17 protein-coding genes are annotated in these 15,704 nt (G+C 37.0%); 4 read left to right on the plus strand and 13 right to left on the minus strand.

The genetic code is table 11. From position 1 onward, the window contains the following. Positions 1-51: 51 nt before the first annotated feature. Genes uvrC through ORNRH_RS11260 form a run of 3 tightly spaced genes read right to left on the minus strand, consistent with a single transcriptional unit; the run spans position 52 to position 3,636 of the window. Positions 52-1,842 (minus strand): excinuclease ABC subunit UvrC, encoded by a 1,791-nt coding sequence (gene uvrC / locus ORNRH_RS11250; protein WP_014791962.1) that lies wholly within the window; start codon positions 1,840-1,842, stop codon positions 52-54. After that, entirely contained in the window at positions 1,839-2,522 is a 684-nt protein-coding gene (gene cmk, locus ORNRH_RS11255) for a (d)CMP kinase (RefSeq protein WP_014791963.1), read from the minus strand. Before cmk ends, uvrC begins: the two co-directional genes overlap by 4 nt. Further along, positions 2,515-3,636: a YihY/virulence factor BrkB family protein gene (locus ORNRH_RS11260; RefSeq protein WP_014791964.1), complete on the minus strand. Its 1,122-nt coding sequence runs from the start codon at positions 3,634-3,636 to the stop codon at positions 2,515-2,517. Before ORNRH_RS11260 ends, cmk begins: the two co-directional genes overlap by 8 nt. Before the next feature lie 199 nt (positions 3,637-3,835). Between ORNRH_RS11260 and ORNRH_RS11765 the strand changes: the two genes are divergently transcribed. The 4 genes from ORNRH_RS11765 to ORNRH_RS11280 are packed head-to-tail and all read left to right on the plus strand — an operon-like array spanning position 3,836 to position 6,820. After that, positions 3,836-4,435 (plus strand): hypothetical protein, encoded by a 600-nt coding sequence (locus ORNRH_RS11765; protein ID WP_014791965.1) that lies wholly within the window; start codon positions 3,836-3,838, stop codon positions 4,433-4,435. Next, positions 4,428-5,249, plus strand: coding sequence for a phosphatidate cytidylyltransferase (locus ORNRH_RS11270; RefSeq protein ID WP_014791966.1), 822 nt, complete (start codon positions 4,428-4,430; stop codon positions 5,247-5,249). Before ORNRH_RS11765 ends, ORNRH_RS11270 begins: the two co-directional genes overlap by 8 nt. Then, positions 5,246-5,902 carry a phosphatidylserine decarboxylase family protein gene (locus tag ORNRH_RS11275; protein ID WP_014791967.1) on the plus strand — a complete coding sequence of 219 codons (657 nt, stop codon included), beginning with the start codon at positions 5,246-5,248 and terminating at the stop codon, positions 5,900-5,902. The genes ORNRH_RS11270 and ORNRH_RS11275 overlap by 4 nt, the downstream gene beginning before the upstream one ends. Before the next feature lie 3 nt (positions 5,903-5,905). After that, positions 5,906-6,820 carry a ribonuclease Z gene (locus ORNRH_RS11280; RefSeq protein WP_014791968.1) on the plus strand — a complete coding sequence of 305 codons (915 nt, stop codon included), beginning with the start codon at positions 5,906-5,908 and terminating at the stop codon, positions 6,818-6,820. Here ORNRH_RS11280 and ORNRH_RS11285 read toward each other — a convergent pair. The 10 genes from ORNRH_RS11285 to ORNRH_RS11330 form a co-directional block, all read right to left on the minus strand. Then, on the minus strand, positions 6,780-7,223 hold the full coding sequence (locus tag ORNRH_RS11285; protein ID WP_014791969.1) for a hypothetical protein: 444 nt from the start codon (positions 7,221-7,223) through the stop codon (positions 6,780-6,782). The two genes, ORNRH_RS11280 and ORNRH_RS11285, sit on opposite strands and share 41 nt — an antisense overlap. 14 nt (positions 7,224-7,237) lie before the next feature. Next, positions 7,238-7,795, minus strand: a complete 558-nt coding sequence (locus ORNRH_RS11290) for a hypothetical protein (protein WP_014791970.1) — start codon at positions 7,793-7,795, stop codon at positions 7,238-7,240. Positions 7,796-7,827: 32 nt separating this feature from the next. After that, positions 7,828-8,505: a tRNA (guanosine(37)-N1)-methyltransferase TrmD gene (gene trmD, locus ORNRH_RS11295; protein ID WP_014791971.1), complete on the minus strand. Its 678-nt coding sequence runs from the start codon at positions 8,503-8,505 to the stop codon at positions 7,828-7,830. Positions 8,506-8,653: 148 nt separating this feature from the next. Then, a complete protein-coding gene (gene gcvT, locus ORNRH_RS11300; RefSeq protein WP_014791972.1) occupies positions 8,654-9,730 on the minus strand; it encodes a glycine cleavage system aminomethyltransferase GcvT in 1,077 nt (358 codons plus the stop codon). 3 nt (positions 9,731-9,733) lie between these two features. Further along, complete coding sequence (gene idi, locus ORNRH_RS11305; protein ID WP_014791973.1) at positions 9,734-10,264, minus strand: isopentenyl-diphosphate Delta-isomerase; 531 nt, start codon at positions 10,262-10,264, stop codon at positions 9,734-9,736. Between the two features lie 54 nt (positions 10,265-10,318). Continuing rightward, positions 10,319-10,843, minus strand: a complete 525-nt coding sequence (locus tag ORNRH_RS11310) for an acyl-CoA thioesterase (RefSeq protein WP_014791974.1) — start codon at positions 10,841-10,843, stop codon at positions 10,319-10,321. A gap of 136 nt (positions 10,844-10,979) precedes the next feature. Then, entirely contained in the window at positions 10,980-12,512 is a 1,533-nt protein-coding gene (locus ORNRH_RS11315; RefSeq protein WP_014791975.1) for an arylsulfatase, read from the minus strand. A gap of 107 nt (positions 12,513-12,619) precedes the next feature. Further along, complete coding sequence (locus ORNRH_RS11320; protein WP_014791976.1) at positions 12,620-13,255, minus strand: L-threonylcarbamoyladenylate synthase; 636 nt, start codon at positions 13,253-13,255, stop codon at positions 12,620-12,622. A gap of 101 nt (positions 13,256-13,356) precedes the next feature. Next, on the minus strand, positions 13,357-14,265 hold the full coding sequence (locus ORNRH_RS11325; protein WP_014791977.1) for an AEC family transporter: 909 nt from the start codon (positions 14,263-14,265) through the stop codon (positions 13,357-13,359). 88 nt (positions 14,266-14,353) lie between these two features. Continuing rightward, positions 14,354-15,682, minus strand: coding sequence for a BT_3987 domain-containing protein (locus ORNRH_RS11330; protein ID WP_014791978.1), 1,329 nt, complete (start codon positions 15,680-15,682; stop codon positions 14,354-14,356). Between the last annotated feature and the right edge of the window lie 22 nt (positions 15,683-15,704).

A 15,704-nucleotide genomic window follows, 5' to 3' on the forward strand; every position in this document is an offset into this window, starting at 1 on the left:
TTAAAATGATTGAAAGTAGCTCCGATCTCTCGGGGCTATTTTCTTTTTTATTTAAGGGTGAAAGTATTTGAAAACCAAACCCGCTTTGTGCACCCCTAGCACCTCTTCCAGCTCCTTTTGCTCGGCATGTTTAATTCTCTCTACCGATTTAAAATGCTTTAATAAATCTTTAATGCTCTGCTCACCAATCCCCTTGATGTTTTCTAATTCAGAATTAAAGGCATTTTTGCTGCGGCGATTGCGGTGGCGTGTAATCCCAAATCGGTGCGACTCGTTTCGCACATGTTGCAAGACTTTCAAAGTCTCAGAAGTTTTGTCTAGATAAAGTGGCGTGCTGTCGCCTGGGAAAAAGATTTCTTCCAATCTTTTGGCAATTCCTATGATTGAAATTTTTCCGCGCAAGCCCAATTTGTCCAAACTTTTCAAAGCAGCTCCTAACTGACCTTTTCCTCCATCAATTAGGATTAATTGCGGAAGAGGTTCGCCCTCTTCGAGCATTCGTTTGTAGTGGCGATAAATCACTTCTTCCATACTCGCAAAATCATCGGGACCTTCCACCGTTTTTACATTAAATATGCGATAATCCTTTTTGCTAGGCTTCCCATTTTTAAAGACCACGCAAGCCGAAACAGGATTTGTTCCTTGAATGTTTGAGTTGTCAAAACCTTCGATATGGCGAGGTTCCACGGGAAGGTGCAAATCCGCTTTCATTTGTGCCATGATGCGATTGGTATGGCGATCGGGATCTACGATTTTGGTCTGTTTTAATTTTTCAATTTTATAATATTTCGCATTTTTTTCCGAGAGTTCTACGATTTTTCGCTTATCCCCGATGAGTGGCACGGTGATTTTCACCCCAGGGATTTCAAAATCTAATTCAAACGGAAGGTAAATTTCTCTCGCATTCGACGGAAAACGCTCGCGCAACTCAATGATGGCTTGAGCCAGAATTTCCTCATCAGTTTCTTCCAATTTCTTTTTGATTTCAGTCGTGTGGCTGCGAATGATGGCACCATTTACAATATTAAAGAAATTGATGTATGCATAGCTTTCGTCTGAGGTGATGGAATACACATCTACATTGGTGATTGATGGGTGAATCACGGTAGAACGCGCCTGATATTTTTCTAAAATCTCCAGCTTTTCTTTGATGTTTTGTGCTTTTTCAAATTCCAATTTTTGAGCAAATTCATTCATTTGCTCCACGAGATAAGCTTTGGCTTCTTTAAAATTTCCTTTTAAGATGTTTCTCGCATTGTCAATCATTTTCATGTACTCTTCTTCGGTCTGCAAGCCTTCGCATGGGCCTAGGCAATTTCCTAAATGATATTCCAAGCACACTTTATATTTGCCTTCATTTATTTTATGTTCAGATAAATCATAATTACAAGTGCGAATGTTGTAAATCTCTTTAAATAGCTGAAGCAGAATTTTGGCAATGCGGGGATTGGCATAGGGGCCGAAGTATTCCGAGCCGTCTTTAACCATGTTTCGGGTATAAATAATGCGAGGAAAACGCTCTTTTTTAACGCAAATCCAAGGGTAGGATTTATCGTCTTTGAGCATTACATTGTACTTGGGCTGGTATTTTTTAATTAAATTATTTTCAAGCAAAAGCGCATCAAATTCCGTTTCTACCACAATGGTTTTGATGTCTTCGATTTTGCGCACCAAAAGGCGTGTGCGAGCGGAGTCGTGTTCTTTCTGAAAATACGACGAAACTCTTTTTTTTAAATCTTTGGCTTTTCCTACATAAATCACCGTTCCGTTCTTATCAAGGTGCTGGTACACACCAGGTTTGTGCGGGAGGGTTTGTAGAATTATGCTAATTTTTTCTTTCAAAATGTAAGATAGCTTAAAACTTTTTCTAAGGTTTCTTCTCGGTTTAAATCTGAATTGTCTATCTCGATGGCATCTTCTGCTTTTTTGAGCGGAGAAATAGCTCGAGTGGTGTCGATGTGGTCGCGTTCAATCACATTTTTGGTAATTTCTTCAAGATTTACATCTTTTCCTTTAGCGATTAATTCATCGTATCGGCGTTTGGCACGCACTTCTGGTCGCGCGGTGATAAAGAATTTGTAATCAGCCTTTGGGAAAACTACTGTCCCGATGTCGCGCCCGTCCATCACAAGTGATTGTTTTTTGCCCATGTCGCGCTGTTGTTCAACCAAGAAGGCACGCACCTCTGGAATTGCAGCGATGAAACTCACTACATTTGCTACTCGCATTTCACGAATTTCGTTCTCCACATTTTGTCCGTTTAGGTAAGTCTCATTGATTTGCTCAGCCTTGTTGTATTTAAATTCAATTGAAATTTCAGACAAATGATTTGCAAAGTCATCATCTACATTGCCCTTTTCGTCGATCAAGTTATTCTGAATCGCATACAAAGTTACGGCACGGTACATCGCCCCAGTATCCACATGGATTAAATTTTTTCGTTTGGCTACCTGTTTGGCAATAGTGCTTTTTCCCGTTGAAGAAAAACCGTCGATTGCGATGATAATATGCTGATTATTCATTTGTTTTCTTATTAAGTGATTGTTTTAATTTATTAAATCCTTCAATAATTTTATTGATTAAATTCTCGTTATTGCTGTTTAATTCTTCCACAAATTCCATGGATTTAGAATCCTCGTTGGTGTCTCTGTAATATCCAGTTTTTATGTTGTGGTCTAGTTCTTCCAGTTCTTTAACTTTATTTTGAAAGAGCCTTTTCATCACCCTATTTTTATGTTTAAGAATGTATTGATCATTCCATCTAGCATAGTCATTGGGTTTAACTTTGTAATTATTTATAACACCATATATTTGAGTAAATTGCGCCCCAAATAGTAGGATTAAGGTAGTATAGTTAATCCAAATCATGATGAAAATAATGGTACTCGCAGCACCAAAGCCAGAGCTAGGATTGGCAATGCTGAAATAGTAACTCAACGCCCATTTACCAATGTTGAAGAGTATGGCTGTTACAAAGCCTCCGATCCAAACCATTCTCCATGGGATTTTTACATCTGGCAAAGTCTTGTACATGATAGAAAATAGAACTGCTAGCACTCCAAAACTCAGAATGTAGTTGCTTATTTTAAAGAAATAAGTCCACTCTCCACCTACATAAAATTCTAGTGTTTCCTTAAAAGAGGCTAGAACGGAACTGGAAAGTAAAGAGAGCAATATAAGCAAAGCAAGTACTATGATTAAAAGCATAGATTTAATCCTGTCTACAACAACTCTCCACATGGCATTATCTTCATTAACCTGAACGCTCCATATATGGTTAAGCGATTTCTGAAATTGGAAAAATAAAGTAGTAGCTGCAAATACCAGCGTTCCGATACCTATTACCTGCATATACCACTGGGCACCAGCATCTAAGTAAGCATTTTGGATAATGTTTTCGATAAACTCAGCAGATTTCAGCCCCATCATATCCTGTATATGTTCTACAATTTCTCCTTTGATGGCACTCTCTCCCCATATTTGTCCCAGCGACCATATGATAATTATCAAAAGCCCCGGCAAAGACAAAATAGCATAATAAGATATAATGGCACTTTGTCTAAATGGATCGGCATCTAGCCACATTAGCGTTGTTTTCTTTAAAATCTTCCAGAAATTGAATAAATGTTTCTTCATAAATCATCGCAATTTAATCAATAAAAAAGGATTGAAAAAATGTACTTATAAATTAACGCCGAATGAGGTGTTTTTTTAAGAAAAATTTGGGAGCAAATAGGCAAGAAAAGATTAGTTATAAAACAAATTTGATTAAAAATATTAAGTATCAAGTAAAATTTTATATATTTGTTGGATTAATAATACTTTGCAAAGGAATATGTCTAATTTTTGGGAAGGTTTTAAAAGTTTATTTCGTAAGAATTCTTCTTCAGAGGCAGAAGAGGATTCTCATGAGATAGATATATCTTATCCAGAGGAAATTTCTACAGAAGAGAGATTTGTAACCAATTTCACTTCTGCAGGGGGGCATTTTTTGTATTGCGAAAGTTTAAAAGTAGCGAGTAGCTATTTAAAGGAAATTTTAGAAAAAGATCGATTAGGTCCCATTGTTTGTTTTGATGAGCAATTGCAGAAATGGTTGATGCAATTAGGGATTTATTATCTAAAATCTATTTCTCCAGCGGCAGACAGTTGCTTTATTAAATGTATAAGTCTAAACGCCTTTAATGGTTCTATTGTTCTTTCATCTAAGGATTTAGGAGGGAGGTTCCCTAAGGATTTACCACAAACATTTATTGTATTTTCTAGATTTTCTCAAATCGAAAAATCGCTGAAAGATGCAATGATTAAAATCAATAGAAACAAAGAAAACACAGGAAGCATTACTTCCATCGGTGGGACAAATATAGATCACCACTCGAATCTTGAAAATTCATTAAAACCTAAAATTTATTTATTACTTCTTGAAGATGAATAATTTTACACTTAGAGCTGTCTCAGGCTTGATTTATGTGTTACTAATTGCATTTTTCAGTCTTTATAGTCCGCTTACTCTTATCATAGGATTTGCCCTACTGTTTGCATTGTGCTTTTGGGAACTGCAAAAAATCCTTGATTTCGATAATATTTGGTATGTAGTAGCCGTACTGGCAGTGAGTGCTTATTTATTCGGCACCTATGCTTATCGGTTTTATCACGGACAGAGTTATGAGCCTTTTAGTCTGGTAGCATTGATGCCTAGTTTGCTATTTTTTATGCTTGTCTATGTCATCTTTAAACGCCCAGATGAAATTGCTTATGACACCTCCAAATTAATATTTATGGTCATCTATTTAGGGCTACCATTTGCCTTAATGTTTAGATTTATTTTTCCGAGTGATGTCGTTGGTTTCGAGAAGCTTAATCCGTTGTTCTTAATCTTTGCTTTAATATGGTTTAGCGATACATTTGCCTACATCACAGGCAGCTTGATTGGGAAAACAACATTCACTAAAATCTCAAAGAATAAAACCCTTGAAGGGCTAGCAGGGGGATTGATCTCGGTAGTATTGCTGGGAATTTTTATTGAATATTATTTAAAAAATATTCATGGAAATTGGATTGTAATTTCTATTTTAATTGGTATTTTTGCGCCGCTTGGAGATTTAGCTGAGTCAAAAATAAAACGCTTGTTCGGGGTAAAAGATAGTGGAAATCTTATCCCTGGGCATGGTGGTTTTTTAGATAGATTAGATAGTTTTTTAATGGTGAGCGTAGTTGTTTACACTTATTACACGATTTTTGAATTATGAGATTACATAAAGAAGGAAAGAGAATATTACTTTTTACATTAATTGCATTTGTAATTATAGGAATATTGGTCAATAAATATACTCCAGCACCATGGAGCTATATTATTTTATTATTTATTACTTGTTTTTACTTATTCATCGTATGGTTCTTTAGAAATCCCAACCGAGTGTCTGAGAGTGCTTCGCTCGATGTAATTGCACCCGTAGACGGAAAAGTTGTCGTGCTAGAGAAAGTATACGAAAAAGAATATCTAAAGCGTGAAGTGATTCAGCTTTCAATCTTTATGAGCCCGCTTAATGTGCATGTGTGCCGATATCCTGTGAGTGGCATCGTGAAATTTGTGAAATACCATGCGGGCAAATACCTAGTAGCATTTCACCCAAAATCTTCTGAATTAAACGAAAGAACAACCACTGTGGTAGAAACTGCCAACGGGCAAGAAGTTCTGTTCCGCCAGATAGCAGGAGCCGTTGCACGCCGCATTGTTATTTATCCAAAAGTGGGAGATGAGGCAAAAGCGGGGCAGGAGTATGGGTTCATAAAATTTGGTTCAAGATTAGATGTTTTCTTGCCTCTAGACGCCGAAATCCTTTGTAAATTAGGAGATAAACCCAAAGGAGCTATCACTAAAATCGCTGAACTAAAAGCATAAAAAGTGAGCATTCAGGTTACGGTACTTGGTTTTAATTCTGCAATCCCTACGGCACATACTCATCCAAGTGCGCAAGTAGTGAATGTAAACGAGCGATTTCTGCTCATTGATTGTGGCGAAGGAACGCAAGTACAGCTTAGAAAAGCTAAAATTCGTTTTTCAAAAATAGATCATATTTTCATTTCTCATTTGCACGGAGATCATGTATTTGGTCTGGTGGGATTGATTTCTACATTTCAGCTTTTAGGACGAGAAAAGCCACTTTATATCTTTGGACCAGAAGGGATTAAAACTTTCATTAACCATCAATTGAAGCTTACACATAGCATCAATAGTTTTCCGATTGAGTTTAAAGAACTTAAATCAACAGAAAGCGAACTTATTTTTGAAGATAAAAAAGTGGAGGTTTACACCATTCCGCTCAATCACCGTGTGTATTGCAATGGATATTTAGTTGTCGAAAAACCAAAGCTAAGAAAGCTTAATATGGATGCAATTCAGCAGTATCCTGAAATTGAAACTTGCGACTATCTCAAGATAAAAAAAGGCTTTGATTTTGAACTAAGCGACGGGAAAATTATTAAAAATCAAGATTTAACATATCCTGCGCCAGCACCTAAAAAATATGCCTATTGCTCAGACACGATGTACAAACCAGATATTACCCCCATTATTCAAGGGGCAGATTTATTGTATCACGAGGCTACTTTTTTAGACGAACTAAAGCCTACTGCAGTGAGAACTGGGCATTCCACAGCTAGAGAAGCGGCAACAATTGCCAAGGAAGCACAAGTTAAAAAATTAATGATTGGACACTTTTCCAATCGCTATCAGGACTTCAAAGTTTTGCAAGAAGAGGCGCAAGAGGTGTTTCCCGCTACGATTCTTCCGCAGGTGTTGAAGTCGATTGAGGTTTAATTTTTCTACGCATAAATAAGAAATACAAACACGAAATCATTACGCTAGCCCATACTAAATAAAAACCTGCATGAAAACTAGTTTTCAGCATTTTATGCGAGGTTTCGGTAAAGTCGATGTAGGTGTAGTACAAGCCCACAATGCTCAAAATTAGCAAAATGAAGCTACCGATTTTTTGAGCTCCAATCCCTGAAATCCAACGGATGATGTTTAGAATTAAAATCAAAATGAGTTGCACGCCAAAAAATAAAAGTGCGGCTTTCCACCAATTTTTTAAAATGGCGTAATCACGATAAATCAACCCAATTCCCACTTTGCCAATCCAAGACATTTTAGAAACTAAAATACCTGAAATTAAGCTACTTATTGCTTGTAGTAAAATTAAATTTATTTGATTTTTCATAAGGATTTTGTTGTTTAATCAACTACTTGCCAGCCGTTTTCTGCGTTGTATTTTAGCTTAAATTTTCTGGTAATAAAATTTGATTTAGATGTTTTATCTTTTCCAAATGTGTAAAAAGGTGTTTTTACTTTTTGCAAAACAGCTGTGCACACAATACTTTTTTCATTTTTCTTAATAAAAACAATTTCTTTATCTTTATTTAGTTGATATTCAATTGTTTTTACTTCTGTTTTGTTCGGTTTTTGATTGATGACATAAGGCAAAGATTTTTCGGTAAGACTTAAAGAAAATTGCCAAATGCTATCTTTAGACAAAAATCGTTTTTTTACATTTTCTTCTTCGATGTTAATGTAGCCCTCTTTAGCCAAATCCTTGATAATCTGCACTTGGCTTTGGTCTTTTTTAGTAGAAAGTTTTAAATTCTCGGTCTGAATCCAGCCCGTTTCATAAGGCGGATTGCTTTCAAGATATTCTTCTACAATAGATTGGGTATTGGCTGCAGAAATATCTTTTTTGTTACAAGAAAAGAATATAAAAAGACTTAAAAAACTGATTATTAATGATTTTTTCATGACTTAAATTTTATACTAAATTACAAAATAATTTAATCTTCTAGCAAATCTGGGCGTCTTTCTTGCGTGCGTTCTAAGGCTTGCTGGTGTTTCCATTCTTCGATTTTAGGAAAATTCCCGCTCATCAAAATGGCAGGAACTTCACGACCTTTCCACACGGGTGGACGCGTGTAAACAGGCGGTGCCAACAATTGATCCTGAAACGAATCCGAAAGGGCAGATGTCTCATCGTTCAATACACCTGGCAAAAGTCGCACCACAGCATCTACAACCAAAGCGGCTGCCAATTCGCCACCGCTGAGCACAAAATCGCCTACCGAAATTTCTAATGTTACATATTCATCTCGCACACGCTGGTCTACGCCTTTGTAATGACCACAGAGAATCAATAAATTACCTTTAAGCGACAATTGATTTGCCATTTTTTGGTCAAAGGTTTTTCCATCAGGCGTTACATAAATCACCTCATCATAAGTGCGCTCGCTCATCAATTGCTCAAAACAGCGTTCTATGGGCTCCACTTTCATCACCATGCCCGCTTCGCCACCGTAAGGATAATCGTCTACACTTTTGTAATTATCTGTAGCATAATCTCTTAAATTATGAATATGAATTTCTACCAAGCCTTTGTCTTGGGCTCGTTTCATAATAGATGCATTGAACGGACTGCTCAATAAATCTGGGACTGCAGTTACAATATCGATTCTCATAGGCACAAATTTAATCTTTTTTGCTTGAATAATTTGAAATAATTTAAAATCCTATGAAAATCAGATTTTTAATGTTTTTTTATTTTAATTAAAACAAAAAACTCACCACAAAAATTGTAGTGAGTTTAGTATTTATGAGCTTAAAAATTTACACAAACGGAAGTTTTACCACCTCGGCTTTGAGTCTTTTGTTTCTTACTTGGATGTAGATTTCGCTTCCTACTTTAGAAAAAGCTTTTTGCACATAACCCAATCCGATTCCTTCTTTCAAAATCGGAGATTGCGTTCCAGAAGTTACTTTTCCGATGTTGTTGCCCTCGGCATCCACGATTTCGTAATCGTGGCGAGGAATTCCGCGGTCTACCATTTTAAAGGCTACCAATTTTCTTGAAACGCCTTCTTCTTTTTGCTTTTTAAGAATATCAGATGCGATGAAATCTTTAGTAAATTTAGTAATCCAGCCCAAGCCAGCTTCAAGCGGAGAGGTTTCCATAGAAATATCGTTCCCGTATAGGCAATATCCTTTTTCCAAACGGAGTGTGTCGCGCGCTGCCAATCCACAAGGCTCAATGCCGTATTCTTTGCCCGCTTCCATCACTTTGTCCCACATAAGGTCTGCATATTCATTTGGGAAATAAATTTCAAACCCGTCAGAACCTGTGTAGCCTGTTGCTGAGATGATTACATTGTCTACACCTGCGAATTTTCCAATCTGGAAATGATAAAACGGGATTTCGGCTAAATTTACATCCGTAAGGCTTTGCATGGCTTCAGTCGCTTTGGGACCTTGCACAGCCAAAAGCGAAGTGTCATCACTTTCGTTGGTGATTTCGCAACCAAATTCATTTTGTTTATTTACCCATTCCCAATCTTTGTCTAAACAGCCTGCATTTACTACCAAGAAATATTCATCATCAGCGATTTTATAAACGATTAAATCATCTACAATTCCGCCTTTTTCATTAGGCATGCAAGAATATTGAGCCTGATTCACTTTTAATTTTGAGGCATCGTTTGAAGTGATTTTTTGCACTAAATCTAGGGCTTTTTCACCTTTAATTCTAAATTGCCCCATGTGGCTCACATCAAAAACGCCCACTTTTTCTCTCACAACCATGTGTTCCTGATTCACGCCAGAATATTGCACAGGCATTTCAAAACCTGCAAAAGGTACCATTTTGGCACCAAGTGCTATGTGTTTAGCGTTGAGTGCTGTTTTTTTCATATTTTATTGATTGTTTAAATGTTGAAGATATTGATTCAAAATAATTTTAAACCACTCGGTGTAGTTTTGCGGATTTTGAGCAACATCTTTCACCAAATCATCCATACTTATCCATTTAAAATCAGCAACTTCTTCTGGATTTGGAATCGGTGTTCCGTCAAAATTTCCTACAAAAACATGGTCTAACTCGTGCTCGATAAGCCCCAAACCTACATCGGCTTTGTATATAAAATGAAAAGCAGGTTTTAATTCGCAATCAAATCCCATTTCTTCCTGAATTCGGCGATGTGCCGCCTCTGCATAAGTTTCATTTTCTCGTGGGTGACTGCAACAAGTGTTTGTCCATAATCCTGGGCTGTGGTATTTGCCATGTGCGCGTTGTTGCAAAAGCGTTTCGTTTTTATCATTAAATACAAAAACGGAAAAAGCACGATGCAAAACGCCTTCTTGGTGCGCTTGCATTTTGCCCATAAGACCCTGCACTTGATCTTGCTCGTTGATTAAAACTACTTGTTCTTCTTTTGGGGTATTCATTAAACCAAATATAGGAATTTTTTATCAAAATTAAATGATGATTTTAGATTTAAATTATTCCTCTGGGAAAAGGAAATCCTTTAAATCTGGAACTTCGCTCGGCTGAATTTTTTTGCTTAAAAGTAAACTCAATTGTTTGCGACGAAGTGCTTGCTCATAGCGATCTGTTTCTTGCTCCGATTGTGGCGTAATTTTCGGGATTTCGATAGGCTTATTGTTGGCGTCTACTGCCACAAATGTGTAGATTCCAACATTGGTTTTTCTTTTTTCGCCAGACGAAGTGTCTTCTACCCAAACATCGGCAATCACTTCCATACTTGAGGTAAATGCACGCGTAACTTTTGCCACTACTTTTACAATGCTCCCCAGTGGAATTGGTTCCTTGAAATCTACACGGTTTACCGAAGCAGTAACCACGCGGGCAGTTTCGGCATGGCGACGAGCGGCGATAGAGCAGGCTCTGTCCATGCGAGAAAGGAGCTCGCCTCCAAACATGTTGTTTAAGTGGTTGGTTTCGTTAGGCAAAACGACATTGGTGAGTATAGTAAGTGAGTCGTTTGGTGTTTTTTGTTTATCCATAGATTTATTTTTTCAGGGGTTAAAAATGAGGATTTTTTTTAAACTGGGCAAAATTATACTCAATTAAAAAGTGCTTAGCCCTAAAAACTAAGCACTTCTACAAAACTAATTAAAAATGATATTTTGCTATATTTTTTTAAGCTCCCTCAAATTTAGGAAGTGTTACTTTAAAAATATCGCTAGGAGAATGTTCTTTTTTGATGATTTGCACCATTTCTTTTACAATGTCTGGATGCTGAGCGGCGACATTGTGGTCTTCGTGAATGTCGGTGGCTAAATTATACAAATGCGGAACTCCTTTAATTACAATAAGTTTCCAATCGCCTTTGCGCACGGCAATTTGATTGGTCTCATGAAATTCCCAATACAAGTGGTCGTGTGCTTTTTGTTTTTGGTCATCGCCCAGAAGCGTTGGCAAAAACGAAATTCCGTCGATGCTTGAATTCTGAGATTTTTTATTGAAATATCTTTTTGGGAATTTTTTGTCTCCTGCGATGTCTGCAAAAGTAGGCATAATGTCATAAAATGCGATTTGATGATCGCTCACGGTTCCAGGTTTTATTTTTCCTGGCCATTTTACGATGAATGGCACACGGATTCCGCCCTCGTAGCATTGTCTTTTGATTCCTCTTAATTTCCCATCTCTGCCAAAGAATTCAGGGTCGGCACCACCTTCTTCGTGAGGGCCGTTGTCGCTACTAAAGACTACAATTGTGTTTTTGTCTAAGCCTTTTTCTTTTAGTTTTTCCATTATTTCGCCTACATAGGAATCGAGACGAGTAATCATTGCGGCAAATTGTGCATGAGTGTGCGTAGTTGCGTGGTATCTACTGCCATCGCTACCGCCCCAAGTTTTATCTTCAAAAAATTGTTTTTTGTACTTTTTTAATAATGAATCGTTGGGCTGCATCAGCTCGGCATGGGGTAGAGTGTAGGTGAAGAATCCATAAAATGGTTTTTTGCCGTTTTGCTCGTCTAGCCACTCAAGTGCTTTGTGATGAATCATGTCGGCAGAATATTGCGGACGCTTGTAGTAATCTTCGCCTGTCATTGGGTACTTTACATTTTCGTCCATCACGACACGAATGGTTTGAGTATCGCCTTCTTTTTGGCTATATCGGTTCAAGAAATTTGGATAATATGAGTGTGCCTGAAACTGACAAATGTAACCATAAAACTCATCTACTCCACGTTTTTCTGGCACGGAATGAGAGCCTTCGTAGCCACCCGCCCATTTGCCAAACATGCCTGTGGTGTAGCCATTTTTCTTCATTACTTCTGGCAAAATCACTTGATTGGCATCATAAGGTTCTTGTCCCACTAGGCTATATTCTTCGTTTTGTCCGTACATGATTTTAGGACTTTTTTGCCAGTATTCCTTGTTGCCACGCACATGCGTGTGCCCTGTATGTTGCCCTGTCATAATGGTAGCGCGAGAAGGTGCACAAACGGGGGCTCCTGCATAAGCCTGTGTAAACATCATGCCTTGCTTGGCTAATTTATCAATATTTGGAGTTTCGACATGTTTTTGCCCATAGCAAGCCAAATCTCCATAACCTAAATCATCTGCCAAGATGAAAATAATGTTGGGCTTATCACTCTGTCCCCACAAAACAGCAGGAATAGTAAATGATGCAGAAAGTACAGCTTTTTTTATATGTTGATTCATCGTTTCAAATTTCAAAGTTTCGTAAAAATACGAATTTCTTCTATTTAAAAGAAGTGGAAGTTTGCTAAAACTCCCACTTTCTAACTTAAATTATGTTTTAAAAAAAATTAAATATAATCTTCGATATCGCCTTTTCCTTGTCTTAAGACTTCGTAAGCTCCATCGCCTTCGGATAAATCTACTACCGAAGAGGCTACCAAACCGCCTTTTCCACTATCTATCACGATGTCTACTAATTTATCGTATTTTTCAGCGATTAATTCAGGATCTGTGTAGTATTCTTTTTCATCTTCATCTTCAGAGACTAATAATGAGGTTGAGGCAATAGGACTTTCTAGCATGTTTACAATGGCGTGTGGCACTTTGTGATCTGGCACGCGGATTCCTACTGTTTCTCTGGATTTATAATAAGACGGTAGAGAGTTGTTTGCCTTTAAAATAAAGGTGAAAGGACCAGGCAAAGCTCTTTTTAATAATCTAAAGGTTGTATTGTCGATAGGTCTTGTAAAAGTTGAAAGATGGCTTAAATCATTACATACAATGGAGAATTGTGATTTATCTAATTTTAGACCTTTTAGCTTTGCCAATTTCTCCATGGCCTGCTGGTTGAAAATGTCGCATCCAAGCCCATAAACTGTATCTGTAGGATAAATAATTACCGCTCCGTTTTTTAGGGCATCTACCACTTGTTCTATCGCTCTGCTGTGCGGGTTCTCTGGGTGAATTTTTAATACTTTTGCCATGTTATTAAGATTTATTGTTTAGCTAAAGATAGCAATAATTTTTTAATAACATAGCATCAAAATGCTTTTTATGACAAAATTTATGTTTAGGAAATTGAGGTTTAGTGCATTAAAATCCAATACCAAAAACTAAGTGTGATGATGGAGGCGGGAATGCCATACCCCACGAGCAAACCACAAAATCTGGGTTTAATCCCGTAAGATGCCGCCACGATTCCTGCAGTAACCATTGGAGGCATAGCGGATTCTATTACGGTGACTTTGATGAGCTCGCTATCTAGTCCCAAAATTTGGATATAAAGAATGTACACCACAAGTGGGATTAAAACCAACTTACAAAGTAGCCCGAGCCCAACGAAACTCCAGTGCATACTGCGTTTTTCAAGCTTTAGTTGCAACCCAATTGAAAGTAGTGCCAGCGGAACTACTGTTGCGCCTAGGCTTTCCATGCTTTTTTCTAAAAAATGGGGGAGACCTATGCCTGAAAAATTTAGCCCTAATGAAACTAAAAATGCTAAAAATGGAGGGAAGGTGAAAAATCGATAAATGATGCCTCTGAAACTTGTAGATTCTTTGGAACATTGCGAGCAAATGAGTAAGCCTACTGTGCTTAATACAACAAAAGTTCCCGCTTGGTCGATGATTAAAACATTTTTGATTTGATGCTCGCCAAACATGGCTTGGATAAATGGAATTCCGAGAAAAGAGGTGTTTCCTAATCCCGAAAGTAGAATGAGTGCCCCTGTGAGGGCTCTTGGTAGTTTATAGATTTTGGCTAAAGTGAGAAAAAAAGCAGCACTGATGAAGAATGCGATCCAAGGCATTAAAAGTGCATAAAAATGCTCATCACTGAATTTGATTTTGGGAATAAAGCATAAAACTAATGCGGGTAAAGATAGATAAATAATGATTTTATTTACGGTGAGATGCGCATTTCTGGGCAAAAGATTGGTGTCGCGCATGATCATGGCACCTACGATACAGATGATAATTAATAAGAAATTATCCATATAAAAATTTTGCGTGCAAAGGTAAAGAAAAAGCCCAAAAGTCGTGAAACTTTCGGGCTTCAAAATATTACAAAATGAGAATTAAAAATTATTTTCCGTATAAATTAAATTCTGCCATGTTAAAAAATGCTCTACCATTATTTGTTTTCAAAACATCAAATTTGATAAATGAAAAAGGAGTTTCTGACTTTAAAACTTCAGAGTTATAAATACTTGAAGCTCCAGTAGGCAATCCTTCACTTATTGTCTTTAATTCATGCCATTCTTCATTTTCTGTAGCCTTCACATAAATCTTGATTTGAGTAGGCTTTCCATTTGGATGATTTCTATTTTGATATCTAAACGCCATATTTTTAATTGGCTTTTTTAAATTGATTTGAAGATTATGGGGCTTTCCATCTCCTTTTTCTTTAGACCATGATGTATGGAAGAATGTAGCTGGGTTGTTGTCAATTAAATTACTTATAGGTCCTTCTTGCTCTTCTTGTGCATTAGTGCTTAACATATCAACTGTCAATGGAATAGCATTGAATGCTGCATATAATACATATCCGTTTTTAGAACCTTCAATTCCTGGTTTAGAAGCTTCTTTAATTTTTAAAGGTAGGGCATACGCAGGACCTAATAGTGTACCATCATTTTTAATAGAAATTTCAATAGGTAAGCTATTGTTTGCTCCTACTTTGAATTCTCCTTTTCCTGCATTAGCTATAGTATATTGCCCTTCAGGAATAATGGTGTAACCATTAGGTAAGCTTGAATTATCAACAGTAACGGTAGCATCGAAATCCCATAAGCTCTTAAATGGCAATGATAATGTTACATTTTGTTTTGCAGAGTTATCTGCAATTTGCAATGTTGCACTATTTTCTAAGAAGCTTACCACTGGTGTAACGACTTTTGGTTGAAGTAAAATTAAATCGCTTTTAGAGTTTACAGAGTCATTAGCATTTATTTTTTCCAGTTTGATAGGAAGAACATAATTGCCATTAGATCCGTTGTTTTCTAAAAACTTCTTGATCTCATCTGTTTTCAGTGTAATATTAGCGATTTTATAGGTATCACTAGAACTAAAACTGTAATTAGTTTGTCCTAAATCATACAAAGAGCTAGGGAGTGATAGATAAGTTTTACCAGTTACTTTTGAGTATTCAGCTAATTCTTCACTTGATAAAGCTCGAATTTCAGCATTGGTAGTAGATTCAGGTTTGTATCCACTTTTCATGATTGTGAATTCGTAATTTCCATTTTCGCCTATATCATAAAGTGTAAGAGGAGTCTCTCCTGAATCTTTGAAAAGCAAAACTGTATTGAATTCTTCTGGAATTAAATCATCATACTTTTCTTCACATGATTGAATCCCCGCGGTGGCTAATAAGCCACCGAACAATAACGGGATTAATTTTTTATTTGTCATGATTGAATTGTTTTTTTATTAA

The organism is Ornithobacterium rhinotracheale DSM 15997 (genome assembly GCF_000265465.1).
GTDB lineage: Bacteria > Bacteroidota > Bacteroidia > Flavobacteriales > Weeksellaceae > Ornithobacterium > Ornithobacterium rhinotracheale.

Excerpts from the sequence above, each read along its gene's own strand:
- cmk (WP_014791963.1), bottom strand. The coding sequence starts at position 2,522 with ATGAATAATCAGCATATTATCATCGCAATCGACGGTTTTTCTTCAACG.
- ORNRH_RS11260 (WP_014791964.1), bottom strand. The coding sequence starts at position 3,636 with ATGAAGAAACATTTATTCAATTTCTGGAAGATTTTAAAGAAAACAACG.
- ORNRH_RS11765 (WP_014791965.1), top strand. The coding sequence starts at position 3,836 with ATGTCTAATTTTTGGGAAGGTTTTAAAAGTTTATTTCGTAAGAATTCT.
- ORNRH_RS11270 (WP_014791966.1), top strand. The coding sequence starts at position 4,428 with ATGAATAATTTTACACTTAGAGCTGTCTCAGGCTTGATTTATGTGTTA.
- ORNRH_RS11275 (WP_014791967.1), top strand. The coding sequence starts at position 5,246 with ATGAGATTACATAAAGAAGGAAAGAGAATATTACTTTTTACATTAATT.
- ORNRH_RS11285 (WP_014791969.1), bottom strand. The coding sequence starts at position 7,223 with ATGAAAAATCAAATAAATTTAATTTTACTACAAGCAATAAGTAGCTTA.
- ORNRH_RS11290 (WP_014791970.1), bottom strand. The coding sequence starts at position 7,795 with ATGAAAAAATCATTAATAATCAGTTTTTTAAGTCTTTTTATATTCTTT.
- trmD (WP_014791971.1), bottom strand. The coding sequence starts at position 8,505 with ATGAGAATCGATATTGTAACTGCAGTCCCAGATTTATTGAGCAGTCCG.
- gcvT (WP_014791972.1), bottom strand. The coding sequence starts at position 9,730 with ATGAAAAAAACAGCACTCAACGCTAAACACATAGCACTTGGTGCCAAA.
- idi (WP_014791973.1), bottom strand. The coding sequence starts at position 10,264 with ATGAATACCCCAAAAGAAGAACAAGTAGTTTTAATCAACGAGCAAGAT.
- ORNRH_RS11310 (WP_014791974.1), bottom strand. The coding sequence starts at position 10,843 with ATGGATAAACAAAAAACACCAAACGACTCACTTACTATACTCACCAAT.
- ORNRH_RS11315 (WP_014791975.1), bottom strand. The coding sequence starts at position 12,512 with ATGAATCAACATATAAAAAAAGCTGTACTTTCTGCATCATTTACTATT.
- ORNRH_RS11320 (WP_014791976.1), bottom strand. The coding sequence starts at position 13,255 with ATGGCAAAAGTATTAAAAATTCACCCAGAGAACCCGCACAGCAGAGCG.
- ORNRH_RS11325 (WP_014791977.1), bottom strand. The coding sequence starts at position 14,265 with ATGGATAATTTCTTATTAATTATCATCTGTATCGTAGGTGCCATGATC.
- ORNRH_RS11330 (WP_014791978.1), bottom strand. The coding sequence starts at position 15,682 with ATGACAAATAAAAAATTAATCCCGTTATTGTTCGGTGGCTTATTAGCC.